The organism is Paraprevotella sp. (assembly GCF_986071375.1).
The window spans coordinates 17693-42619 of sequence record NZ_CFQRNQ010000013.1; the positions used below are offsets into that span (position 1 = coordinate 17693).

General features: G+C 48.3%; 21 protein-coding genes and 1 tRNA gene. 12 read left to right on the top strand and 10 right to left on the bottom strand.

All coding sequences use genetic code 11. The annotated features are described in order from the left end of the window. Positions 1-75: 75 nt before the first annotated feature. The 5 genes from gpmI to AC5RDV_RS08395 all read left to right on the top strand — a co-directional run bounded on the left by gpmI (position 76) and on the right by AC5RDV_RS08395 (position 7379). The gene (gene gpmI, locus AC5RDV_RS08375; RefSeq protein ID WP_282746782.1) at positions 76-1593 is read left to right on the top strand and encodes a 2,3-bisphosphoglycerate-independent phosphoglycerate mutase; all 1518 of its coding nucleotides are present in this window, start codon (positions 76-78) and stop codon (positions 1591-1593) included. 206 nt (positions 1594-1799) lie between these two features. Further along, positions 1800-2462: a uracil-DNA glycosylase gene (gene ung, locus AC5RDV_RS08380; protein WP_130893867.1), complete on the top strand. Its 663-nt coding sequence runs from the start codon at positions 1800-1802 to the stop codon at positions 2460-2462. Between the two features lie 27 nt (positions 2463-2489). Then, on the top strand, positions 2490-3074 hold the full coding sequence (locus tag AC5RDV_RS08385; protein ID WP_172604771.1) for a DUF3109 family protein: 585 nt from the start codon (positions 2490-2492) through the stop codon (positions 3072-3074). Positions 3075-3378: 304 nt separating this feature from the next. Beyond that, positions 3379-4656 (top strand): hypothetical protein, encoded by a 1278-nt coding sequence (locus AC5RDV_RS08390; protein WP_282748404.1) that lies wholly within the window; start codon positions 3379-3381, stop codon positions 4654-4656. Positions 4657-4985: 329 nt separating this feature from the next. Then, positions 4986-7379 (top strand): leucine-rich repeat domain-containing protein, encoded by a 2394-nt coding sequence (locus AC5RDV_RS08395; RefSeq protein ID WP_282748405.1) that lies wholly within the window; start codon positions 4986-4988, stop codon positions 7377-7379. A 96-nt stretch (positions 7380-7475) separates the two neighbouring features. Here the strand turns inward: AC5RDV_RS08395 and gyrB are convergent, their stop codons facing one another. Next, positions 7476-9443, bottom strand: a complete 1968-nt coding sequence (gene gyrB, locus AC5RDV_RS08400; RefSeq protein ID WP_008628956.1) for a DNA topoisomerase (ATP-hydrolyzing) subunit B — start codon at positions 9441-9443, stop codon at positions 7476-7478. Positions 9444-9663: 220 nt separating this feature from the next. Here gyrB and pnuC point away from each other — a divergent pair, with 220 nt between their 5' ends. After that, positions 9664-10242: a nicotinamide riboside transporter PnuC gene (gene pnuC, locus AC5RDV_RS08405; RefSeq protein WP_282748406.1), complete on the top strand. Its 579-nt coding sequence runs from the start codon at positions 9664-9666 to the stop codon at positions 10240-10242. Beyond that, positions 10239-10880: a thiamine diphosphokinase gene (locus AC5RDV_RS08410; RefSeq protein WP_008628958.1), complete on the top strand. Its 642-nt coding sequence runs from the start codon at positions 10239-10241 to the stop codon at positions 10878-10880. The genes pnuC and AC5RDV_RS08410 overlap by 4 nt, the downstream gene beginning before the upstream one ends. Before the next feature lie 82 nt (positions 10881-10962). Here the strand turns inward: AC5RDV_RS08410 and rpsT are convergent, their stop codons facing one another. Together rpsT and AC5RDV_RS08420 are read right to left on the bottom strand one after the other, a co-directional pair. Further along, the gene (gene rpsT, locus AC5RDV_RS08415) at positions 10963-11217 is read right to left on the bottom strand and encodes a 30S ribosomal protein S20 (protein ID WP_008628959.1); all 255 of its coding nucleotides are present in this window, start codon (positions 11215-11217) and stop codon (positions 10963-10965) included. 30 nt (positions 11218-11247) lie between these two features. Continuing rightward, positions 11248-11319, bottom strand: a tRNA-Glu gene (locus tag AC5RDV_RS08420). Between the two features lie 209 nt (positions 11320-11528). Here AC5RDV_RS08420 and recO point away from each other — a divergent pair. After that, a complete protein-coding gene (gene recO, locus AC5RDV_RS08425; protein ID WP_130893871.1) occupies positions 11529-12254 on the top strand; it encodes a DNA repair protein RecO in 726 nt (241 codons plus the stop codon). A 125-nt stretch (positions 12255-12379) separates the two neighbouring features. Here recO and AC5RDV_RS08430 read toward each other — a convergent pair whose 3' ends face one another. Continuing rightward, entirely contained in the window at positions 12380-12826 is a 447-nt protein-coding gene (locus AC5RDV_RS08430; RefSeq protein ID WP_282748407.1) for a copper resistance protein NlpE, read from the bottom strand. Between the two features lie 309 nt (positions 12827-13135). On the opposite strand from AC5RDV_RS08430, the gene AC5RDV_RS08435 reads away from it, so the two are divergent. Then, entirely contained in the window at positions 13136-14245 is a 1110-nt protein-coding gene (locus AC5RDV_RS08435) for a hypothetical protein (RefSeq protein ID WP_008628965.1), read from the top strand. A gap of 116 nt (positions 14246-14361) precedes the next feature. Here AC5RDV_RS08435 and AC5RDV_RS08440 read toward each other — a convergent pair whose 3' ends face one another. The 6 genes from AC5RDV_RS08440 to AC5RDV_RS08465 form a co-directional block, all read right to left on the bottom strand. Next, positions 14362-14535, bottom strand: coding sequence for a hypothetical protein (locus AC5RDV_RS08440; protein ID WP_282748408.1), 174 nt, complete (start codon positions 14533-14535; stop codon positions 14362-14364). Positions 14536-14552: 17 nt separating this feature from the next. Continuing rightward, the gene (locus tag AC5RDV_RS08445; protein WP_282748409.1) at positions 14553-17096 is read right to left on the bottom strand and encodes a calycin-like domain-containing protein; all 2544 of its coding nucleotides are present in this window, start codon (positions 17094-17096) and stop codon (positions 14553-14555) included. Positions 17097-17554: 458 nt separating this feature from the next. Then, a complete protein-coding gene (locus AC5RDV_RS08450; protein ID WP_157183539.1) occupies positions 17555-18211 on the bottom strand; it encodes a calycin-like domain-containing protein in 657 nt (218 codons plus the stop codon). Positions 18212-18231: 20 nt separating this feature from the next. Further along, positions 18232-19047 carry a porin family protein gene (locus AC5RDV_RS08455; protein WP_282748410.1) on the bottom strand — a complete coding sequence of 272 codons (816 nt, stop codon included), beginning with the start codon at positions 19045-19047 and terminating at the stop codon, positions 18232-18234. Between the two features lie 20 nt (positions 19048-19067). Further along, positions 19068-20216 carry a PCMD domain-containing protein gene (locus tag AC5RDV_RS08460; protein WP_008628976.1) on the bottom strand — a complete coding sequence of 383 codons (1149 nt, stop codon included), beginning with the start codon at positions 20214-20216 and terminating at the stop codon, positions 19068-19070. Positions 20217-20368: 152 nt separating this feature from the next. After that, a complete protein-coding gene (locus AC5RDV_RS08465; RefSeq protein WP_282748411.1) occupies positions 20369-21109 on the bottom strand; it encodes a peptidylprolyl isomerase in 741 nt (246 codons plus the stop codon). Between the two features lie 195 nt (positions 21110-21304). On the opposite strand from AC5RDV_RS08465, the gene rsmH reads away from it, so the two are divergent. From rsmH to AC5RDV_RS08480, 3 genes are read left to right on the top strand one after another with little or no spacing between them, the layout of a single operon-like run. Beyond that, positions 21305-22213: a 16S rRNA (cytosine(1402)-N(4))-methyltransferase RsmH gene (gene rsmH / locus AC5RDV_RS08470; protein WP_008628982.1), complete on the top strand. Its 909-nt coding sequence runs from the start codon at positions 21305-21307 to the stop codon at positions 22211-22213. 3 nt (positions 22214-22216) lie between these two features. Further along, complete coding sequence (locus AC5RDV_RS08475; RefSeq protein ID WP_008628984.1) at positions 22217-22765, top strand: FtsL-like putative cell division protein; 549 nt, start codon at positions 22217-22219, stop codon at positions 22763-22765. Further along, complete coding sequence (locus AC5RDV_RS08480) at positions 22762-24924, top strand: penicillin-binding protein (RefSeq protein WP_008628986.1); 2163 nt, start codon at positions 22762-22764, stop codon at positions 24922-24924. Before AC5RDV_RS08475 ends, AC5RDV_RS08480 begins: the two co-directional genes overlap by 4 nt. Positions 24925-24927 lie beyond the last annotated feature (3 nt).

Sequence of the window (24927 nt, forward strand, 5' to 3'; positions counted from 1 at the left end):
GGGAATATTCTCGAAAACTATTCGTAATTTTGCACGGATAACGGAAAGAATAATCATTCTAAAAAATATAAAATTATGGCAAAGAAAGCACTTTTAATGATTCTCGACGGATGGGGAATGGGTAATCACGGCAAGGGTGACGTAATCTTCAACACCCCGACACCGTATATGGACTATTTGGCCCAGAATTATCCGATGTCGCAGTTGCAGGCTTCGGGTGAGAACGTGGGATTGCCCGACGGACAGATGGGGAATTCCGAGGTGGGTCACCTCAATATCGGTGCAGGCCGTATCGTGTACCAGGACTTGGTGAAAATCAACCGTGCCTGTGCCGACGGCAGCATCTTGAAGAATCCTGAAATCGTTTCAGCCTACGAATATGCCAAGCAGAACGGTAAGAGCGTGCATTTGATGGGATTGACCTCTACCGGTGGCGTGCACTCTTCGTTGGACCATCTGTTCACGCTGTGCGGCATTTCCAAGACTTACGGCATCGAGCATACTTACGTGCATTGCTTCATGGACGGGCGTGACACCGACCCGAAGAGCGGAAAGGGCTTCATCGAGCAGTTGCAGGCCGAGTGCGAGAAGACGGGCTGCGTCATTGCTTCCATCATCGGCCGTTTCTACGCCATGGACCGCGACAAGCGTTGGGAACGTGTGAAAGAGGCTTACGACCTTTTGGTGAAAGGTGAAGGTAAGCAGGCAACGGACATGTTGGCTGCCATGCAGGAATCTTATGACGAAGGCGTAACCGATGAGTTTGTGAAAGCTATCAATAATTCTACGGTGGATGGTACAATCAAGGAAGGCGATGTAGTGATTTTCTTCAACTACCGCAACGACCGTGCCAAGGAACTGACTGTGGTGCTTACTCAGCAGGACATGCCGGAACAGGGCATGATGACAATACCGGGCTTGCAGTACTATTGTATGACACCGTACGATGCCAGTTTCAAGGGCGTGCACATCCTCTTCCCGAAAGAGAACGTGCAGGACACGTTGGGTGAATACCTGAGCAAACAGGGCAAGACGCAGTTGCATACGGCAGAGACGGAGAAATATGCACACGTGACGTTCTTCTTCAACGGTGGGCGCGAGACTCCGTTCGAAGGAGAAGACCGTATCTTGGTTCCGTCTCCGAAAGTGGCTACATACGACTTGAAACCGGAGATGAGTGCATACGAGGTGAAAGACAAGCTGGTGGCTGCCATCAAGGAGAACAAGTACGACTTCATCGTGGTGAACTTTGCCAATGGCGACATGGTGGGCCATACGGGTATTTACGAGGCTATCGAAAAGGCGGTGAAGGCCGTAGACGAATGCGTGAAGGAAGTGGTGGAGACAGCCAAGGCTGCCGACTATGAGACCATCATTATTGCCGACCACGGCAATGCCGACAATGCCATCAATCCGGACGGTACGCCCAATACGGCTCACTCGTTGAATCCAGTGCCGTTCATTTACGTGACAGCCAATAAGCAGGCTAAGGTGGAGAATGGTATTTTGGCCGATGTGGCACCTTCCATCCTGCATATCATGGGGTTGGAACAACCTTCCGACATGACGGGCCAGAACTTGATAAAAGATTAATTTTACTTTATTCATGAATCCCGGGCAAGGCTTCCGCACTCAGGGGCGTGGAGGCTTTGCCCTTTTTTGTCCTCTCTTGGGTGTCGGCATTTCTTCTCTATCATGGCGTTGAGGAGCCTTTGATGCGCCTATGGTCTCAAAAACGGGAATAAATCTCCGGATTACCGAAAAAAAGCTTTATTTTTGTAGGTATAAAGAAAGAGTTTATGGATGTACAAATAGAACCGAGTTGGAAACAGCATTTGGCTCCGGAATTTGAGAAGCCTTATTTCGTGAAGTTGACGAATTTCGTTCGTCAGGAGTATCGTACGACGACTTGTTATCCTCCGGGAAAGTTGATTTTTAATGCTTTCAACCTCTGTCCGTATGACAAGGCGAAGGTGGTCATTATCGGACAAGACCCTTATCACGGGCCGGGGCAGGCGCATGGTTTGTGTTTTTCTGTCAATGACGGAGTCCCCTTTCCGCCGTCCTTGCAGAATATTTTTAAAGAAATACATGATGATTTGGGGGTACCGGTGCCTCCGAGTGGCAATCTGGCCCGTTGGGCTGAACAAGGTGTGTTGTTGCTCAATGCCACATTGACGGTACGTGCCCACCAGGCCGGGTCGCATCAGCGTCAGGGATGGGAGGAGTTTACCGATGCCGCCATCAAGGCGTTGGCCGAGGGACGCGAACATCTGGTCTTTATACTTTGGGGGGCTTATGCCCAAAAGAAAGGGGCGTTTATAGACCGTAGCCGCCATCTGGTATTGGCTTCGGCCCATCCGTCTCCATTGTCTGCCTATCATGGCTTTTTCGGGAACAGGCATTTCAGCTTGGCCAATGCTTATTTGGAGCAACATGGGGAAACACCGATAAATTGGTAGGATGTCATGAAGAACGACCGTATACCTATGATTCAGATAGACGATACCATTATCTCTATCGATTGCTTGAGCGAGAAGTTTTGTTGCGACCTCGATGCCTGCAAGGGGGAGTGTTGCATAGAGGGAGATGCGGGTGCTCCTGTGGAATTGGACGAAGTGGCCGAGTTGGAAGAGGCTTTGCCGGTGGTATGGCCTTGGTTGTCGGCTTCGGCCCAGGCTGTGATCGACCGGCAGGGCGTGGTTTACACGGATGAAGACGGAGATATGGTCACCAGTATTGTCAACGGGAAAGATTGCGTGTTCACGTGTTATGACGAGCGCGGTTATTGTTATTGTGCTTTGGAGAAAGCCTACCGCGAAGGGAAGATCTCGTTCTACAAACCGTTGTCCTGCCATCTTTACCCCATTCGTTTGAAGAAGATTGGCGGTTGTGTGGCGTTGAACTACCATCGTTGGGATGTATGCAAGATGGCCGTGATGAAGGGCGGGCATTTGAATCTTCCGGTTTACCGTTTCCTGAAAGAACCGCTCATACGCCGTTTCGGCGAAGAATGGTACACGGAACTGGAGAGTGCAGCAAAGGAATTGAAAGAACAGGGCTACTTGGAATGAGAGCCGATATGCAGGGATGATGTGAATCGTAAACCGTCTGACAGTATAGGCTTGTTCTGCGAAAGTAAAAAAATATCAGTCGCTCTCTTCCCAAGAGAGCGACTGACGTATTTAAAACATTATGAATGAATTCCAGACTATGGTTTTAAATCACGTGATTTAAAACAGCTTGCTCATTTTGTTGGACAATGCTAAAATATTTTGCATTGTTCTTTCTTCTTTCTCAAATAATTATGGTATTTTTGCATTGTCAGTCGCTCTCTTGGGAAGAGTGCGATTATTTATTAATTAAAAACAAGGTATTATGAAAAAGCTAAGTTATTTATGGATGTTACTTCTGGCTTTAATGGTGGGAGTAAGTTTTGTGTCTTGCGACGATGACGATGAAGGTGATGTGGGAGCACCTAAAGAGTTGTTGGGTACATGGTTGTGGTATGGAGATGAAATTACATTTAATGCTAACGGAAGTGGCGTGATAGTGGAGGAAGGTGAACGGTATCCGTTTTCGTTCACTTATGATGCGGCTTCTAAGACCGTGACCGTTTCGGCCGATGGCGAAGTGATGCGTTGGACGATTGTTTCTATCTCAGATACTAAAATGGTGGCTGTGGATGAGGATGGTTATGAAGAGGTGTTTTTGCGTCCCGGGACTTCTGGCGGTGAAGGCGAAGGAGGCGGTGACATCCCTCAGTCTGCTCCCGAATATGACACTTCTGCTCCTGTCGATTTGCCCGATGCTGCACGTTATGCGGACGTGAGCGGAAAGTATGAAATCAATACCTCTGAAATTCCTTACCGTTCTATCGAACTGACAGCTGACGGGCAATATGTGGCGATAAAGGCTGCCGCCTATCCTTATGGCGTGAAAGCTACGGCACGCAAGGCTACGAAAGTGGCCGGTTTGTTCAATCACCGTCCTGTGTTCAGCCGCAATATTGAGAACACGATGTTGATAGCAGGGCGTTTTGAACAAGTTATTGAAAATGAATACAGTTTGGAAGGGCTTGGTACATTGGTTGTGGAAGGACGGGACGGAAACGGTAATATCACAGCTTTTAAAATGATAGGCTATGATGGAGTGGAGACCGAGGTACCTGTACAAAAGGCTGTGAACGTGGACGATGAGTTGACGGGAAATTCCGGAAATCTTTGCCGTATGTGGACGGCCGTGGAAGAACGTGCACAGTATTATATGGAAAAGGTGAATGTATATGATGCCATCTATCGTGTGGATGCCGACCAAGTGACTACCTATGTGAACAGTTACGGCATAGATTGGGCGGAAGAAGACATCTTCGACGTGGGAAGTGAAGCCATGGAACGTGTGCTGTTCTCGCAAGCAGGTACTTACTTGCAATTTTTCCGCGATGGTTCTGTGGAGCTTTCCTATTGGAGATGGGAGGACAAGGCCAATGGTGTCATTTATGCCTATGACTTTGGTGAGGAATATGACGGAGCAACTGCCACTGCCGTTTTCTATGGGAATCGTGTCAATGTGTTGGAAAGTTTCTCCGACTATTCGGAAGAAGATGATTTGTTGATGCGGTCTATCTACACTACGGTGCTCGAAGCTGCTTATTGATTTTGATAGAGGTGTTAAGATAATAAAAGCCGTTTTAGCTGTTTTTTTATGCTAAAACGGCATTTTTTATTTTGAAGATTAGAGCATTGGGGCTTTATTATGTCGTTGGTTTGTCTCTTCGTAAGAGATAAACTGACAGGACAAAGTTATGCTAATAACTTGAAAAATACAAGAATAACGAAGATAAATATAGTAGAGGTTACAAACAAATTCAGTACTTTGTCAAGAGTCTGACATAAAACAGATTTGTATCTCTATATTGTATAGCTTATTACTCTCGTCAGTTTATCTCTTACGAAGAGAGCAATGTGTAATTAAAAAAATAAGTTATGAAAAGAGTTACTTTTTTATGGTTGTGGGTTTGTGCCCTTTTGTGGGGCGCAGGCGTGCAGGTTTGGGGCGCACCGGTCACTTTTGTGGTGGATGGTTATAAGTATATCGTCCGTAGCGGAGAAAGCCAACGGGTTACTTTGTCAGCCATTCCCCGTGGGGTGAAGGATATAGTCATTCCTTCCTCTGTGCAGCATGAGGGTGTGGACTACAGCGTGGTGTGGATTGGTGGGGATGCCATCATCGCTTCATCCATCCATTCGCTTTCGATTCCGGCCACGGTGGAAGGTTTCAGTGATGAAAAGTATGCTTTCGACGATTGCGACCAGTTGGAGAAAGTGACGGTGGATCCAAGTTCCGAATTCTTCTTTTCGCAGGACGGATGCCTTTACAGTAAGACATTGCCGAAGAGATGCCTTGTCATTCCGCGCATGGTGAAAGGCACTGTGGTCGTTCCGGACGATGTGGTGGGAGGGGAATATCCTTCATTGTATTTAGAGGATAAGCCCAATATCGAGGGTATTGTGTTTCCGGCCGGTTTGGTTAATCTGACAGTGAAGGACTGCCCGTCTTTGGTTTCCGCAACGTTCCCGGCTTCGGCAGAAGGTATTTCCATTGACGGTTGCCCGTCTTTGGCCAAGTTAGAGATGTCCGGCAAGAGTGAACGTTATGAAGTAGAAGACAATGTGCTGTACGGATGGTATACAGAATGGAATACTGATGTGAGGTTGCGTGCAATCGTTTTTATCGGTGTGGACAAGACATCTTATACGATGCCGGCGGATGCAAGGTTGACATCGTCTTATCAAGCTGCGCAGTTTGCCGCTATGGAGAATTTGGTTTCTTTGTCTGTCGCAGCGGGAAATGCCGAATATGTTTCAGAGGACAATGCCATTTATTCACGTGAGCCTTTTAATGGGGAAAGGAGCTTGGTGGATTTGGCCGGTGGATTGACATCATTCCACATACCGGCAGATGTCGTTGATGTGGCGCATGTTGAGATTCCTTCGGATGATTATAATTTTGAAGATCGTGTTGTGCCGGTATTCGGCATGTTGAAGAAGTTGGAAAAACTGACTGTGGCCGAAGGAAACAAGCACTTTGCGGCTTCCGGCAATGTGTTGCTCCAAAAGGCAGACGAAGCCATAGGCGGAGGAGAAGAAGGTTGGGTGGCCATGTTGGTGGCACCGGCCTTGACCGGCAAGGTTGTGCTGCCTGACGATGTTGTCAAGGTGGACGGTATGGCTTTCTATGGCTCGTTGATTTCTTCAGTGACCATTCCCGATGGGGTAATGGTGTCTTACGGTGCGTTCGGCAACAGCAAGCAGTTGACGGAGGTTATCTTTAAAGGGAGTGCGTCGGCCGAAAGTTCCGCTTTCGTGGGGACACCGTGGTTGGAAAACCATGAGCCTGGCGTGATTTATGCCGGAACGACGGCCATTGGCTTGGCAGGCGACTTGGCAGAAATTACCATCAAGCCGGGTACAAAGACCATCGGCAAAGAGGCGTTCACTCCGTTCGACCGTCCCACATCTTTGGTCAAGGTGGTTCTGCCCGATGGTTTGGAGACGATAGAATCCTATGCTTTCGCCAATTGTGATAAGTTGAAGGAAATCAACCTGCCGGCTTCGTTGAAAACTGTGGTTGGCAACGCTTTTGATTATTGTACGGCCTTGTCCGGTTTGACATTGGAAGAAGGTATCACTTTCTTGCCGGATGTTTTTGCAGACCTGCCCGTCAAGAAGGTTTATGTGCCTGCATCTGTCGGTGATTGGGAAGCTTCCGGTTTTGGATATTATGTAGAAGCCTTTGAGGTGTCGCCCGACAATCCTTACTACAAGTCGGTGGATGGTATTGTGTATGCCAAAGACCTCGCTACGGTGTATATGGTACCTCCGGCCAAGACGAGGGTAAGGATAGAAGAGGGGGTGAAGTATATCGGCCAGCCGGATGAATGGGCGCGCATGCGCAGCGCGGATATCACTGTGCCTGAGATTTATTTTGGCGACAGGATAGAGTCTATTTCATTGCCTTCAACCCTTGAGGCGGTTTATGGTTATGGCATGTTCTCTTATTGCAGGCTGAAAGAGTGCCGGGTTTATAATCCCTCTCCCATAGTATTGGAGGAAAATACATTCCCGTACGACTTGTCCGGAGTGACGCTTTATGTTCCGGAAGGCAGTCTGGAAGCTTATAAGAATGCCGTGGAATGGTCGCGTTTCGGGCATATTGAAGAGTTCGACGCTTCTGCCATCAACGGTTTGCCGGCAGCTCAAGAGGTGAAAGAAGTAGGCCGCTATACGTTGGACGGTCGCAAGATTACGCAGCCGGAGCGTGGCATCAACCTGATTAAGATGAGCGATGGTACAACTCGTAAGGTAGTGGTAGACTGATTGCTTGCAGATAGAAACAAAAGAATCCGCTTTGACTATGTCGAAGCGGATTCTTTTGTTTTATATGGCAGGGGGCTTTTCATTGCCCGTCCATGTTTATGCGTCGATATTGGCGTAAGTGGCGTTCTGTTCGATAAACTCACGGCGCGGTCCGACATCTTCGCCCATCAGCATGGAGAACACGTAATCGGCTCCGGCTGCGTCTTCGATGGTGACCTGCTTCAGCAGGCGTGTTTCGGGGTTCATGGTAGTTTCCCATAACTGTTCCGGATTCATTTCTCCTAAACCTTTGTAGCGTTGGGTTGTCATGCCTTGTTCGGAACCGTTGTTATATTGTTGCATGAAACGCAGGCGGTCGGCTTCCGTATAGCAATACTCTTCGATTTTACCCTTCTTGCAACGATAAAGCGGAGGAGTGGCGATATACAAGTGGCCTTTCTGGATGAGTTCGGGCATGTAGCGGTAGAAGAGCGTCATCAGCAGTGTGTCAATGTGGGAACCATCGACATCGGCATCGGTCATGATGATTACTTTGTAATAGCGTAGCTTTTCATAATTGGCTTCCTTGCTGTCTTCGCCCAAGCCGAAACGTACGCCCAAAGCCTGTATGATGTTGTTCACTTCTTCATGTTCGAAAGCCTTGTGCCACATGACACGCTCCACGTTGAATATCTTACCGCGGATGGGGAGGATGGCCTGATATTGACGGCTGCGCCCTTGCTTGGCAGAGCCGCCGGCCGAATCACCCTCGACGATGAACAGTTCGCAGTTGGCTGCATCCTTGTCCGAACAGTCGGCCAACTTGCCCGGCATACCGCCGCCCGACATCGGACTCTTGCGCTGTACGCTTTCACGGGCCTTGCGGGCGGCCACACGTGCTGTCGCAGCCAGGATGACTTTGTCCACAATCAGTTTGGCTTCTTTTGGATGTTCCTCCAAATAATAACTTAAGGCTTCGCCTACGGCTTGCTGTACGGCACCGGCTACTTCGCTGTTACCCAATTTGGTTTTGGTCTGTCCTTCAAACTGCGGTTCGGCCACTTTGATGGAAATGACGGCGGTAAGTCCTTCGCGGAAGTCCTCGCCGGAAATTTCCACCTTGTTCTTCTCTAGCTTTTCCAATTCCTTGGCGTATTCGTCTTCAGCGTATTTCTTCAGCGTACGGGTCAGTGCCGTGCGGAAACCGGCCAAGTGCGTACCGCCTTCTATGGTATTGATGTTGTTGACGTAGGAGTGGATATTTTCCGTATAACCGTTGTTGTACATGATGGCTACTTCGATAGGAACCCCTTGCTTTTCCGTGTTCAGGTATATCACGTCGTTGAACAGGTGGATACGGCTGGAATCAATGTAGCGCACGAATTCTTTCAGGCCGTCCTTGCTATGGAATGTCTCGCTGCGCGGCACACCGTTCTCGTCCTTTTCGCGCATATCGGTCAGGATAATGGTGATACCGGCATTCAGGAATGCCAGTTCGCGCATGCGGTTGGCCAGAATCTCATATTTGTAAGTGGTCGTGATGAAGATGCTGCTGTCCGGCCAGAACTGTTGGCGTGTGCCCCGAAGTTCGGTTTCGCCTACGACCTTGACCGGATAAAGCGGCTTGCCGCATTCGTATTCTTGTTGGTAAATCTTGCCTTCCCGGAAGACTTGCGAAAGCATGTGGGTAGAAAGGGCGTTTACGCAAGACACACCGACACCATGAAGACCTCCGGACACCTTATAGGAACCCTTGTCGAACTTGCCACCCGCATGAAGTACGGTCATTACGACTTCCAATGCGGACTTGTGCTCTTTTTCATGCATGTCTACCGGAATACCGCGGCCGTTGTCTTGCACGGTGATGGAGTTGTCTTCATTGATAGTGACTTCTATGTGCGTGCAATAGCCGGCAAGTGCTTCGTCGATGGAGTTATCCACGGTTTCATAAACCAAGTGGTGCAAACCTTTCTCGCTGATGTCTCCGATATACATCGCCGGACGTTTGCGTACGGCTTCCAGTCCTTCCAACACCTGAATGCTGCTGGCCGAATAATTTGTGCCTTTTATTTCTTCTTCTGACATAGTTTTAATTCGTTCATATTTAACGCACAAATATACGCAAAAACTTTGAAAGGGGAAAGGAAAAAGGAGGGTTTTGCCCTTTATGTAACCGTGAAAATCCTGTGGGTTTGTCGTGTTTAGACGAGGATGTTTGCTTGCGTCGGCCGAAAAGTGTAATTTTGCCGTTTAAAGAAGTTGCCGGGTCATGATGTCGGTTTTTTAATAATTGGAAAAAGAGGTGATGGGTAATTGTCTGGAGATAGCCGGTACCTGTGTCGGCCTGATTTATCTTTGGCTAGAGTATAAAGCTAGCATTTATTTGTGGATAGTAGGTGTAGTCATGCCGGCCATCTATATTTTCGTGTATTATGAAGCAGGGTTATACGCAGATTTTGCTATCAATGTTTATTATCTGTTGGCGGCAGCGTACGGATGGTTGAGTTGGAAATACGGGTGGGGCGGAAAGGAAGATGCAGCTTCTGCTCTGTCGATAACCCATACTCCTCCCCGGATTTATGTGCCTCTGTTCTCGGTCTTTGTGGTCACTTTGGTATTGATTGCCTGGATCTTAACAGAATTTACCAATAGTGACGTGCCTTGGTCGGATAGTTTTACGACGGCTTTGAGTATCGTGGGAATATGGATGTTGGCCCGTAAATACGTAGAGCAGTGGTTGGTGTGGATTATAGTCGATGTGGTTTGCTGTGGATTGTATGTTTATAAAGAACTTTATTTTACGGCCGGACTGTACGGCCTTTATGCCCTAATTGCTATCGGAGGATATAAGAAATGGATACGAATGATGGAAGAGGAGAAATGAGACGGGTCGGTTGGGATTTCGTGCCGGAAGCGGTAGTCGTGGGGAATGGGGAGTTTCCCGTGTCGGCTTTGCCGTTGAGGATACTGGACACAGCTCCTTTTACGGTATGTTGTGACGGGGCGGCCGACCGTTGTTTAGAGTCGGGACGCGTGCCGGACAGGATTGTAGGGGATGGAGATTCGTTGAGCGTGGAAAACCAGAAAAGATATGCGGGTATTATCCGGTATAATCCGGACCAAGAGACAAACGACCAGACCAAAGCTGTGAGCTATCTGTTGGAAAAAGGATTTCGTCGGATTGCCATTGTCGGTGCTACGGGGCGTAGGGAAGATCATACTTTGGGGAATATCAGCCTGTTGATGGAATATATGCGGATGGGAGCGGAAGTACGTATGTATACGGATTATGGTTTTTTCGTACCGGTGAAAGGGGATTGCCGTTTTTTCTGTTGCAAGGGAGTACAGGTTTCGATTTTTGCTTTCGGCACGCGAGGCTTGCGTGGGGAAGGTCTGGCTTATCCTTTGCGTGATTTTGCCAACTGGTGGCAAGGGACGTTGAACGAGGCGACCGGTGAAGAGTTCGTGATACGTGGGGAGGGGGAGTATTTAGTGTTCATCAATATGCCGACGGTTTCTTAGGGACAGTTTGCCCAATGGGTACAGATACAAAAAAAAGAGTTGAAGAAACTTCAACTCTTTCCTATATATGATACTATCGGAATTATCCCAATTTGTTGATGTAAATGGCCAATTTAGATTTCAAATTGGCAGCTTTATTCTTGTGTATGATGTTTACTTTAGCCAATTTGTCTAACATCTTTTGTACACTGGGATACATCGCTGTAGCCTCAGCCTTGTCTGTCGTAGCACGAAGCTTACGAACAGCATTACGCATGGTCTTCGCGTAATATCTATTGTGGAGTCTTCTTTTTTCCTCCTGCCGTATTCTTTTTAATGATGATTTATGGTTTGCCATCTTTACGTTTAAATAATTCGTTCAACTTAGTAGTCCCTAGGAGAGTCGAACTCCTCTTTAGAGAATGAAAATCTCTCGTCCTAACCGATAGACGAAGGGACCAACGCGATTTGAGCTTTCGCTCTTTTGCTTTCTGAAACCGTTTTCAAGTCATTTGCAGACTACCGTTCTCATTTGCGATGCAAAGGTATGGCTTTTCTTTGAACCGACAAAATAAATCGAGGAAAATCTTTCAAAAAAATGTGTTTTTGGTGATTTTTTCCCGTATTTCGGTCGTTTTTCCTAATTTTAGTCCCCAAAAATGGAGATTTATGCAGGAAAAAACGCAAGGCGTGGTGTTGCGTACGCTAAAATACAACGACAATTCTTTGATTGTGGATATCTATACGGCCATACGTGGGACGGTGTCTTTCATGGTAAAGTTGCCAAAATCGCGTAAGGCGGCCCTCAAAGGTGTGTTCTTTCGGCCGCTTTCCATTTTGGAGATAGATTTCGACTACCGGCAGAAGTCGGCTTTGCAGCGCATACGGGATGTGCGGTTCAAGTATGTTTATCAGACGTTGCCGTACGACCCACGTAAGTCTTCCATGGCTTTGTTCCTGGCCGAATTCCTTTGCCGTGTGTTGAAACATGAAGAGGGGAGCGACACACTTTTTTCCTATATCCTCTATTCTTTGCAATGGTTGGATGCCAGTGGGGAGGGGTTCTCAAACTTCCATCTGGTTTTTCTCACACGGCTGACGCGGTTTCTTGGTTTCTATCCCAACGTGGAGGAGTGGCACAAGGGGGATTGTTTCGACATGGTGGAGGCTTGTTTTGTGTCCTCTTCCCCGTCCCGCCATGCATATTTGGAACCGCAAGAGGCGGCTCTCATCCCCCTCTTCATGCGGATGAACTATGATACGATGCGTTTTTTTGCGATGAACCGTCTGGAGCGCGGTCGTTACTTAGAGGTGTTGGATGAGTATTACAGGCTGCATGTCCCGGAGTTCCCTGAATTGAAATCCTTGGATGTCCTGAAGGAGGTTTTTGCCTGATTCCGAGCGTGGGGAAAGCAATGTCCGGGGCTTGTGTGTCCTTAAGGGATATGCAAGAAAGCTTTGAATCACAAAAGGAAAAAGCCTATGTGGCTTCTTCCTTTTGCGTGTGCCAAATGAAAAGTCTATTGTCTTTTCAATATATAGTGTCCGGCAAGCTCGCCTTGATTGACTGTGCCCAGGCTGTCAGACAGCATAAAGCCTGTTTCGACACGTTTGAAATAAGTCTTTTCTCCGGAAGAAGGAGTAATCAGTTCAATCAAGTCCTTTGCCTTCAGGTGGTAAATGCCGCTGCTTTCATACTTCCCGTTTTTTTCGCCGATGTATTCTCTTTTATAGGTATAAGTGCTGTCTGCATTGATTGTCAGTGAAGCGCGGATGCCTTCACAGGATGCAGCCGGAAATATACCTTCAAAGGTGCCCGTCATGGCGAGGGCAGTTGTGTCGCCGACGGCTGTGGCTGCTTCCGTTTCTGTCGTTTCTGTTGTTGCAGCTTCTTTTTTCTGGTTGCTTGTGCAGGCGGCCATGCAAGCCAACAAGGCTGCTGCCAAGATCTGATTCATTTTTTTCATACTTAAAATCCTTTCTTTTATAAGTTTGCCTTAAAACAGTTGTTTCTTCAAGACACACAAAAGTACATGTTATTTTGGGAATGAAATCATGAACCCGGATAATCTTTTCGACTTTAACATACCAGAGGACCCTTTGGGCAAAAAGGCAATGTGCACAATCTTGTTGGCTAACGAGTTTTCCGGATTATTGGCAACCGTCGCCTGCCGCAAAAGGCGGGGCTTTACGGAAAGTGGCGTCAACAGCAATCAGAATCAATTTTTTATCCATAGGCTTTTGCAACTGGGCTGTTTTTTATATCTTTGCCTGATATGCAGACCTATATTCTTATTACCCTCGTCGTCATTGCTACCATCCACTTGATGATGGCCTCCGTGTTGTTCTTGTATTCCCGTTATAAGGTGCAATACTTGTCCTTGGCATGGATTATGGGCATATTCGGAGTGTTGACTTGTGTGTCCTTCCCGTTCATGCCCTTGCTCAAGTTCGCGAATGTCGGCTTGCTCCATCCTTTCATGCTTTTGTTGTTGGTGGTGACTTCTTTTCTTCAGGGCATTTATCCCTTGAGCATCCCCATGCCGGGATATTTGCAGTGGGGACGGATGTGGCGTTATGCCTCGCCGGCCATATTCCTTATTATATTATATGTCGCCAGTCTGCTTTTGGGAAACCGTCCGGTGATTGTCCATACCTACTCCGAACTGGCAGAGTGTTGGTGGGGGCCGGACATGTTGTTCCGTCTGGCAGGTTTGGGGTTGTCTGTCTACTATGTGACCAATATACTTCGCCTGCCCCGGTTGTTGGTCAAGAATGCCGAGATACCCCGTTATTTGAAAGGTTACGTGACCGCCATGGGGCTGAATATGGTGTTCTATATAGTAGTTACGGCAGTATTCAATGCCATGTTGTTATTAGTCTATTTCTATTTGTTCTGTCTTTTGAATATGTATTTGTTCTATCGGACATTGGAGACCATGGCCATCCATTTGCCTAAGCCAGAGATTGTAGAGGTGGATGAAGCACCCACGGAAGAGGTTATCGTGCAGGCCGAAAAGGAGGACTTCAACGAAACCAACCGGCGTCGTTTTGAGCGGGTGGAGTTCTTCATGCAACATGACCGTGAGTGGCAAGACAACACGTTCGGGCGCGACCGCCTGTGCGAGGCCACGGGAATCAACCGCCATTTGTTATTGCAATGCCTCCGGAGCCAAGGTTATAACAATTGCCACGACTACATCAATTCTTACCGTATCAGTGCATTGAAGCGCGGAGTGGCCGACGGCTCAATCGTCTCGGTGGCCGATTGTGTCGTTGTCGGTTTCGGCTCGTCCAAGACCGCCCGTATTTGCTTTGAGCGTATGGAAGGCATGAAGTTGGACGATTACCTGAAGAAAAGGTCTGCCCTCAACGCCAAGGCTTAGCATTGTGCTTGTTTTCTGTTTGGCAAAGTGCCGGGAAACAGAAATGTGGGGCGGGCCGGAACTGCGTTCCGTGCTGCGCCCCACACTTGCGTTATGGATAAAGTTCAGGTTTAGCCTTACCAGAGTCCTTCCCAGTGATTCCGGTTGGAACGGAATTCGCCTTCGAAGATTTCATCCTTTATTTCGATGTCGTTCCTGTCCCCGGTGCCCAGTTTGGATGTCGCGATAATTCCTGTTGTGTCCAATTTCACTATTCCCACAACGGGCGTGGTGTAAATGTTCTTTTTCATTTCGGTGTCTCCTGTTTTTATTTTACGATATGTTTTTTTCCGTTGATGAGGTAGATGCCTTTGGGCAGGTCGTCGGTAGTGGTGGCTTGGCTGCGCACCTTGATGCCGTTCAGGCTATAGATGTCGAAGGTTTGGCCGCCTTTCCCGGCTTCCACGTCGGAGATGCCGGTTCCGCTTCCCTCAAGGCGGATGCGCAGGGTATTCACTTCAGATCCGCTTACGGTGAAATAGGCTCCTGTGCTGCCCAGTGTGCTGCCCGTTCCGCCGCGCATGATGTACTGTTCGCCTGCTTTCTCGGCTACGCCGTAAAGGCCTTCCATGTTCTTGCCTGCTTCATAGTTGCCGACGAAGGTCACGTTGCCGTGGGTTACGGAAGTGGGGACGGTTGCTTTGATTTCTGTGCTGATGTACAAGGGAGTGGCAGGTGCCTTTTCAAAATAAATGAGATAGGGCGTGTTGGCCATCATGCTTTCTGTTTTAGTGAAAGTGAGTGTAGTTCCGTCGCAAGCGGTGAAAGCTTGTACCTGTGTTGCACCTAATGTAGTGGGTGTAGTGTCGAATGGTAGGCATATCGTGTTCCAATTTGCCGCAAAATTACGGGAGAGAGTCACGTTGTAAAGCCCTCCTCCGGTCACTTCTAACGTTGTGGTGCCGTTTATGACAAGTTCTGGTGCGAAAGAGACTTTAATTATCTGTCCGATAGTGTTAGTCATGTCAATGTCGATGTCGGCTGTCATGTTGTCACCGTTTTTGGTGGCAGAGAGCACCACGGGGACATCCCCCAATTGCGGTCCGAGCCAACTTGTAACACCTTCTTTGTCTCCCTCTGTGATTTGTATGGTTTGGTTGGCGGTAAAGGAGTTCCCGTCTTCGCTTACGGTTAGGTTTTTCAATAAGATGTTACCTATGGGCATGGCATCTTCGCCTGCTCCCAATATGAAGTTGTCCAAGGCGAAGGAATAGGACGCGTCCGTATTCTTGATTAATCGGATAGTTGTAATCTGGGGATCTGCGGAATTGCCGTTGATGGTCACGAGCAATGGATTGGTAAACTTGGTTTCCAGTACTGGCGTGAAAGAGACTTTAATGACCTGTCCGATAGTGCTAGTCATGTCAATGTCGATGTCGGCTGTCATGTTGTTTCCGTTTTTGGTGGCAGAGAGTACCACGGGGACATCCCCCAATTGCGGTCCGAACCAACTTGTAACACCTTCTTTGTTTCCCTCTGTGATTTGTATGGTTTGGTTTGCGGTAAAGGTCTTCCCGTCTTCGCTTACGGTTAGGTTTTTCAATAAGATGTTACCTATGGGCATGGCATCTTCGCCTGCTCCCAATATGAAGTTGTCCAAGGCGAAGGAATAGGACGCGTCCGTATTCTTGATTAATCGGATAGTTGTGATTTGGGAATCTGCGGAATTGCCATTGACGGTCACGGTCAAGAAGCCGGAATAGTCGGTGCTTTCCAAGGGTATTTGTTCTTCTGCCTGCTTGAATTCCAACGTGTAAGTATGGAAGTTTTCTGTATTGGCACTGATGTCGTTCCCCTTCACCGTGATGGTAAGCTTGTGTGTCTCTTCATCGTAAGACTTCTCCACGATGGCGCCTATGCCGTCGGCTTTAGCGGAAAGTTTGCTTTCGTCGTAATCTGCCGTGATGGTATATTCGTATTTGTCTTTGCTGAAACCGTCGATGCTTTTGCCGTCGTACGAGAGTTCGGCTAATTGGGAATAGTACAAGTATTGCACGTCGTCCACTTCCAGTATGCTTTGGTCTTTGATGTTAGCACGCGTCCAATAATCGGCACTTGAAATGATGACATTCATTTTTTCAGGAATGGTGTTTTCTTGCCCTTTTTCGTAATTTAGCGGCACGATGATTTCTTGCCAGTCATTGTTTGTGGTAGTGGCGAATCCATAGTCGCATGACGCAATGAGCGTCCCGTTTGCCGTTCCACTCTCTTTTCCCATAACAACGCGGTCTACATCTTCTTTTATGTCGTTTGCTGTGTGTGACTTGATTCCTGAGCTGTAGGTCCCTTTCCACAGATAGGCGATTATGTGGGCGTTTTCATTTCCCTCTGTGGATGGCGTACGTTTGTACCATCCTCTGATGGCATCCGGGCGGAAAGTGAAATTTGTCCCGCCATATACACCGCCATCACACTGTTCAATAGTAGAAACGGCATAAACCCACGGGGTGCCAAATGTGATGAAAGCGGGTGCATTGCTACCTATATTACCGACACCGACAAATTTATTGGTGAGAACCACGGATTTTGTTCCGTTTCTGCTTACACCTTGTGTTATGAGTGTTTCTTGTTTTTCTTGTGAAAAAAAGTAAGCCCAAACTTTTTGGTTTACGCTTGAACCGTTCCAATCCATTGGTTCGGTTCCCGGGCGTTGCCTGAAACCTTCGGCTCCACCGCTTTTTCCGCTTTTACTTGATTGGTAGGAACTACCGCAAACTTCTTTCCATGCTTCAAAACCTGTATTTGGGAGATATTGCGCTTGTATTCCGCAGCCAAATGTTGCCCCCAATAACAAAGTAAACAATCTCTTCATTCTTATCTATCTTTTTATAGTTTGTAAATAGCCGCTTTTAGTTCTTTTGGCCAATACAAAAGTAGGCAGAAAGGCCAAAAGTGCATTTCCTGTTTTGGTAGGATTTTCGGATTTTACGGTAGTAATTTCAGTAGAATAAAGGGTTTACCGTTTTTTTACCCAAAGGAGGGGGAAGGGGAAGGAAGAAGAAGGAGGGAGTTGGTGTTTTGTCAATATAACGAAAATACGGATGCCATTGGCAGAAGGGAGCGAATCAATCTCAGGAGATTGAAAAATTGATCTCAGGAGAATGGAAAATCATTCTAAGCAGATTGATTTTTCGTTCTCCGCAGTTTTTCGAAGAAGGTCGTTGAGGTTTGGGAAGTGGCTTGTATTCAGCTGTTTATATGACAAATGCCGATGGAGAATCCTCCATCGGCATTTGTCTTCTTTTTTTAGGGGAATCGCAGCCCGTTACTTTATTTTTTGATAACTTTCTTGCCGTCTACAATATAAATGCCTTTCTGCAATCCGTCGAGGGCATGGGCTTTTTCCACATTGCCCTTCACGAGAATGCCTTGCAGAGTGTAGACGTTTGTCGTTTGCATTTGCTTTTCAGACAGGGCAGAATGAATGGAAGAACCAAAATCGTCCGTGCCGAATACGACGTGGATAGTTTGTCCGAGCAAGACCATTTCAATGTCGATTGTAGTGTAGAATTTGTCATCGGAAATTTTACCTACCATTTGTAGGGGCACATCGCCTAACATAGGACCGAGCCACATGCCTTCAATAGGTATGTCTCCGGCCTCGATTTGTATGGTCTGGTTCGTGGTGAATGTGTTATACAATCCAGAAGCTGTCAACGGGATTTCATTCACCTTGATTGTCCCTACATACATCATGTCTTCTCCTGCGCTAAGACAGAAGTTGGGAAGTGTAATGTTCATGATGCCGTCTTTGGGGGTCTCTACCGTGATTTTAGTAGTTTGTTCAGGACTGGATTCACCGTTAATGGTGACAACGAGTTTGTCTGTGTACTCTTTAGATGCCTTGCTTCCTGTTGAAGCAGCGTTCATGGCGTACCCTTGCGTGAGGCTTGCACAAAATAATAATAAGGTAAATAACTTCTTCATATTCATATTTTTTTAAGTGATCAATAATAATAAGCCATTCCGAAAGTGGCATAGAGTGGGAAGAGTGAGAACGTGACGGTTTCAAAGTCGCTTTTGAACACATCGTTCATACCCCAGTCCAACAGTCCAAAGACGTTGAGATGCTTCTTTATACGGAAGTCGGCACAGAATTCCATCCCCCAAGAAAAATGGCGCATGTTGTCGCTGAAGTCGTAAGAAGCCGGATTGTCGGTACCGATGGTTATCTTTTGTCCCACGGGTGAGCCTTCGCGCAAATAGCCGTCGAAGACTTCGCCGTCGAAGTCACGATAGATCCAATAGCTGACGTAAGGGCCGAGATTGAATGTCCATCTGGCTCCTACACGGTAGGTGGCCGTTACGGGAATCGTAAAGCCCGTCATGCGGGTCTCGGTAATGTCCGTCCCCGTGAAACGTCCTTCTACCACGTCTTCGCCCATCACGATGGCCATGTTGTAGTTTTTCACTTCAGCCCCCGTGCGCATGCCTTGCATGAAAAAACGAAGTCCGGCGGAAAGTCCCCATCTCGTATTGAAGTACTTATATCCGTCTATTCCTAAACTGAAACCGCCCTTCGGAGCGAATTCGTTGATTTTACGGATTTCCTTGGGAAGAGGAAGAGGAGTCGTTCCGCCTAGCACGAATCCGGCCCTGACGACATAGCCCATACCGTCGTGGTCGGATGTCGGTCCCCATTTCGCATAGTTGGCTTCCCGGTTCTCGCGGTTTTCCTTCATCAGTTCTTTGAGGTCTTGTGCCTGTAACGTGCCCGTGGCTGATGACAGGGCAAAGATTAGGATATATTTCAGATGTTTCATGTTCTCTTCTTTATTATGGGTTATTCTTCACAAACCACTTTCACTTCATCTACCAACAGCGTGCTTCCAACGGCGCCGCAGAAACTGGCTCCTTCGATGCTGGAAGTGAAGACGACAGCCAGGTTGTAGCCGTAAGCCTTTAGTAGTTTCTCGTTTACGTTGCCGCTATATTCAAAGGGGATGTCAAAGCGGGTCCATGTGTTGAAATCATGCACCGGATTTTGGATGCGTGCCAAAGCCACGATGTTAGGGTGGGTCAATACGTCATCGCCTTTCAGGGTGACAGGTTGCCCGTGCCCGTCCGTGTTCTTGTATAATACGGCATATAAGTCCGGTTCGTCAATGCGGTCTTCAATGATGGTGCCTTTTCTGTTCTGGAATTTTTCGCCTGGCTTGAATTTGTAATATCCTTCAAAGCGCAATGGTTTTTTGTTGAACGGCAGGCCGAAGCGCGTGGCGGCCATGGCATCTTTCAAGGCGTTGGCCACATCAAACGTCCCGATAAACAAGTTGCCTGCTGCGATGCGCATATTGACCATGACACCGAAAGGACCGGTGTCACACGTTTCGAGCTTGACGGATTGTCCGTTTATGGCATCCTTTGTCCACGGTATCGTAGGGAACTCGTCGGGTTTGGCTGACGAACGGCTGATGGCGTAACCCGGGTTGCCGGTAGCCCATTGGGGGACGTCGTTGCCGTGTGCCGATTTTTCGAACCACTCGTAATAACGTCCATTGGCTTCCATCTTAATGTTTTCAAAAGAAAGGTCGGTCTCTATGGGCTGTATGAGTGCAAACTTTACATGATAATCCCGGTGCCATTGCCGGTCTTCGGACATGACCCGGTAGCGTATGCCGCCGTGCGTGAAGTCTTGCACACTACCGTTTTCGGGTGTGATGGAGGCACCCGGAGTGAGCTTGAAGTTTATTTTCAACGCTTGCAACTGCGTGGAGTCTGTGAAGTCTTCGCGCAGATAAAACACGATGGACGTGTCGGACGACGCCACGTCCTTCACTGCGTCATTCGGGGTGAAGAACAAAGCCTCCTCGTCAGATGCGAGAACATAAGCCTCTTCTATATCACACTCTGAGTTGGCGGGTTCGTTTTGTATGCAAGAGCTTAACGAAAAAGCGGCAAAAAGAGAAAGTCCGCATAAGATTTTCTTCATGAATATACAAGTCTTAGATTAAAACCAAGGCAAAGGTAATGAAAAAGGTTGGTTAAATCGCAAAAAACGGTATAAAGAGTTATTTTACCATTATTTCCTTTCGTGCGCAGGCAGATGAATAGAAAAGAAAACACCGATGAAATCGGATGTTTTTAATATAATCCTGGCAAATGCTGTCTTTTACCTGTTGTTCCGGCCTTCTTTGATTTTTGTTCTACCACGGCATGCAGGATTACGATGTCGGTTTGCGGGCGGTCGTGGGAGTCTGTCGCGGTGGATTGGATGTTTTCTACCACATTGAGCCCTTCTATGACTTCGCCGAATACGGTGTATCCTCCGTCTAACCCGGGTGTGCCTCCGGTGGTGAGGTATTCTTGCTCCATTTCCCTGTTGGTTTCAAAATCACCGTACACACCGCCTTTCAGCGCGGTCCAGGCAAAGGCCAGTTCCCGGGGGCGGTATTTCTTTCCCCATACGATGTAAAATTGCGACCCGTTGCTTAGGCGGTCCGGGTTGTTTGCGTCATTTTCGCACGCCATGGCCACCGCTCCTCTTTTATGGTATTGGAAAGGCAGGTCTATTTCGGGAGCCAACATATATCCCGGCCCTCCTTCTCCCAATATCTTTCCGCCCGGAGCCTGTTTGGAATTCGGGTCGCCTGCTTGAATGACGAAGTCTTTCACGACGCGGTGGAAGAGCGTTCCGTCGTAGAATCCTTCTGAAACTAATTTGAGGAAATTATCCCGGTGGACCGGTGTTTCGTCGTTCAGCGCGATACGAATGTTGCCCATTGCGGTTTCCAGTCGCACAATCGAACGTTTTTCGCGGATTTTCCCTTGGGTGTGAAATGCGGTTGTTCCTATTAGGAATACCAATAACAAGAGTTTTTTCATAAGGTTTCAGTCTAACTGTGGGCAAAGATAGTAAAAACTATTTCTGCCGGGAAATAAATCGCTCTTTTTCTTGCAGATGCCTCGCGTTCTTTCTTCATGGAGTTATTAACAGCATGTCGATAAATATTTTATTATAATAAGGTGTATGTGTCTATGAAAATTCGTACCTTTGACCTCGCGTAATGTAAAATATTGATGGAAGAAGCAGTTTATCACGTCCCTGTCTTGTTGAAAGAATGTGTAGACGGTCTGGTGGTCAATCCTGCCGGGGTATATGCCGATGTCACTTTCGGAGGAGGAGGGCACAGCCGGGCGATTGTGTCCCGGCTGGATACGGCCGGGCATTTGTATAGTTTTGACCAAGACGAAGATGCCGAGGCGAATATCGTTGCTGACGGACGTTTTACGTTTGTCCGGAGCAATTTCCGGTACCTGAAGAACTGGATGCGCTATTACGGCGTGGGAGAGTTGGACGGCCTGCTGGCTGATTTGGGCGTGTCGAGCCACCATTTCGATGATGCGGAACGGGGCTTCTCGTTTCGTTTCGACGGGAGGTTGGACATGCGGATGAACCAGCGGGCGCAGTTGACAGCGGCGGATGTGTTGAATGATTACGCGGAAGAGCGGTTGGCCGACATTTTCTACCTGTACGGCGAATTGAAGAATGCCCGTAAATTAGCCTCATGGGTGGTGAAAGCCCGTATGCACAGGAGGATTGAGACGACGGAAGAGTTCATGGAGGTCGTAAAGCCTTTGTTTGAGCGTGACCGGGAGAAGAAAGAATTGGCTAAGGTGTTCCAGGCTTTGCGTATAGAAGTGAACCAGGAGATGGACGCCTTGAAGGAGATGTTGACGGCTGCGGTCGAATTGCTCCGCCCGGGAGGCCGCTTGGTGGTGTTGACCTATCATTCTTTGGAGGACCGGATGGTGAAGAATTTAGTCAAAACCGGAAATGTGGAGGGCAAGCGGATACAGGATTTCTATGGCAATGTGGATTGTCCGCTCAGGGCTGTCCATAATAAAGTGATAGTGCCGGGAGAAGAGGAGCAGCGTGCGAATCCCCGTAGCCGCAGTGCCAAGTTGAGAATCGCGGAAAAGAAATAAAGGATGAAGGAAGAACTGGATTTGGAAGAAAAAACGGACGTGGAACTCGTCGGTGTGCCCACGGAGGAAGCTGCCGGAAGTCCCGGAGCAGAGGAGGCCGAGCCGGGCGGGGGGCTGTCCGAGGGGGATGGCGTGGTGCCGGGCGACGAGGAAAAGGCCGGGCCGGGTGAACTGTCTCCTATCAAGGCTTTCACGGAGAGTGAGGGCGTGGACCAACGTCCTAACGTGTCTTTACGCGAGATATTGGGTGGGGATATCCTTACGGCCGGGTGGTTGCGTCGCCAGATGGGATTGATTTTACTCTGTACGTTTTTTGCCATCATTTATATCACGAACCGTTATTCCGCAGAGCAGGAGATGATTGAGATTGAAAAGTTGAAGACGGAATTGACGGAGGTGAGATACCGTGCGCTGACCCGTTCTAGCGAGTTGACCGTAAAGACACGGCAAAGCCAGATAGAAAAAAGTTTGAGACAGACTCCGGACAGCGTGCTGCAAAGTCCGAAAGAACCTCCTTTTTTGATTAAATCCCAAAACGAGGAAGAAGAATGAACTTCGACAATAAAAAGATAATGCCCCGTTTCTTCGTGGTCATCGTACTGATGAGCTTGGGCGGTTTGTATATATTGGGCAATGCGGCCTACCTGATGTTCGTGGAGAGCGAGTATTGGACGCAGGTGAGCCGTAAACTGGTAAAAGAGAATGTGCCCATTCCTGCCAAGCGTGGAAACATCCTTTCGGCAGACGGGCAGATTATGGCCAGCTCCTTGCCGGAATATAAGATCTATATGGATTATGTCGCGTCGGACAAGAATCCGGAGACGGCCAAGGAACTGCAGGCTTGGAGGGACAGCGTGTTGATGGCCGACTTGGATTCCATTTCCCGGGGGTTGAGTAAAATCTTTCCCGATAAAACCGCCGGATATTTCAAGAAACGGCTGAAAAAGGGAAAAAAGTTGAGACGGAGGAACTGGCAGATATACGGTCGGCGAATCTCTTATATCCAGTATAAGGAGTGCAAGAAACTGCCGTTGTTCCGTGAGTCTCCTTTCAAGGGCGGGTTCTATGCAGAGGAATTCAATCAACGAAAGAAGCCTTACGGCTCATTGGCCACGCGTACGTTGGGGGCTTTGTATGCCAGTAAGGATTCGGCGCGTTACGGCCTGGAGCTTTCCTACGACTCCATTTTGAGGGGCAAGGAAGGCGTGTCCCATCGTGCCAAGGTGCGTAACAAGTGGTTGAGTCTGGTGGATGCCCCTCCGGTGGATGGTAATGATATTGAAACGACCATCGATGTGTCCATGCAGGATGCGGCGGAAAAGGCGTTGTTGAAACAGTTGAAAAACATCAATGGCGACGTGGGCGTGGTAGTGCTGATGGAGGTGGCCACGGGAGATGTGAAGGCCATTGTGAACATGACGAAATGTGCGGATGGCGAGTATCGCGAGGTAAAGAACAACGCCGTGTCTGACTTAATGGAGCCCGGTTCTACTTTTAAGACCGCGTCCATCATGGTGGCACTGGAGGACGGAAAGATTTCGAAGAATGATTTCGTAGACACCGGTAACGGACAGTGGGAGATGCACGGGCGGGTGATGAAGGATCACAACTGGCGGCGTGGCGGTTACGGAAGAATCAGTGTGCCTGAAGTGCTGATGTATTCTTCCAATATCGGGGTCAGCCGCTTGATAGACGACAACTATAAAGACCATCCGGAAAAATTCGTGGACGGGCTGTATCGTGAAGGAGTGGGCATTCCCCTGAATATACCTTTGATGGGAAGCGGAGAGCCGCGGGTGCGCCGCCCGAAGAAGGACGGCAGCAATTGGTCGAAGACGGCCTTGCCGTGGATGAGCATCGGGTATGAGACCCAGATACCGCCGATAGCCACATTGACTTTCTATAATGCCATAGCCAACGGTGGAAAGATGGTACGTCCGCGTTTTGTAAAAGCCGTCCGGAAGAATGGCGAAATCGTGCGCGAATTCCCGGTGGAAGTCATCAAAGAGCGGATATGCTCTCCGAAGACCCTGGACGACATTCAGGAAATACTGGAAATGGTAGTAAGTAAGGGACTGGGCAAGAAAGCCGGATGCAAGGATTTCAAGGTGTCGGGGAAAACCGGTACGGCACAAGTGGCCCAAGGCAAGGGCGGCTATCATGGAGGCCGGATGAAATATCTTATCAGTTTCTGCGGCTATTATCCTTCAGACCGGCCGAAATACAGTTGCATCGTCGCGATACAAAAGTCCGGCCTGCCTGCTTCGGGAGGGGGGCATTGCGGTCCGGTGTTCAGCGAGATTGCCCAAAGCGTCATGGCGAAAGGGGTATATCGCGATGTGTCGGAAGCATCAGATTCGGCTTCCGTCTTCGTCCCGGATGTGTTGGACGGTGACTTGAATGCCACGCGGGCAGTACTGAAAGAACTGGATATTCCTTTTAAACAAGACTGGAGCACGGACAAAGGTGGAAAGAGCGTTTGGGGGAAAGCGGTGAACAGCGGGAATGCCGTGACGTTGCGCGGTGACAATACGCCGATGGAAATCGTACCGGACGTGAAAGGCATGGGGGCAAAAGACGCCGTGTATATGTTGGAGAGCCGGGGATTGAAAGTGAAATTGGAAGGCGTGGGGCGTGTGGTTTCGCAGAGCATCCCGCCGTACGTCAAATATAAGAAAGGGCAAACCATACAGATTAAATTAAAAAGATAAGAG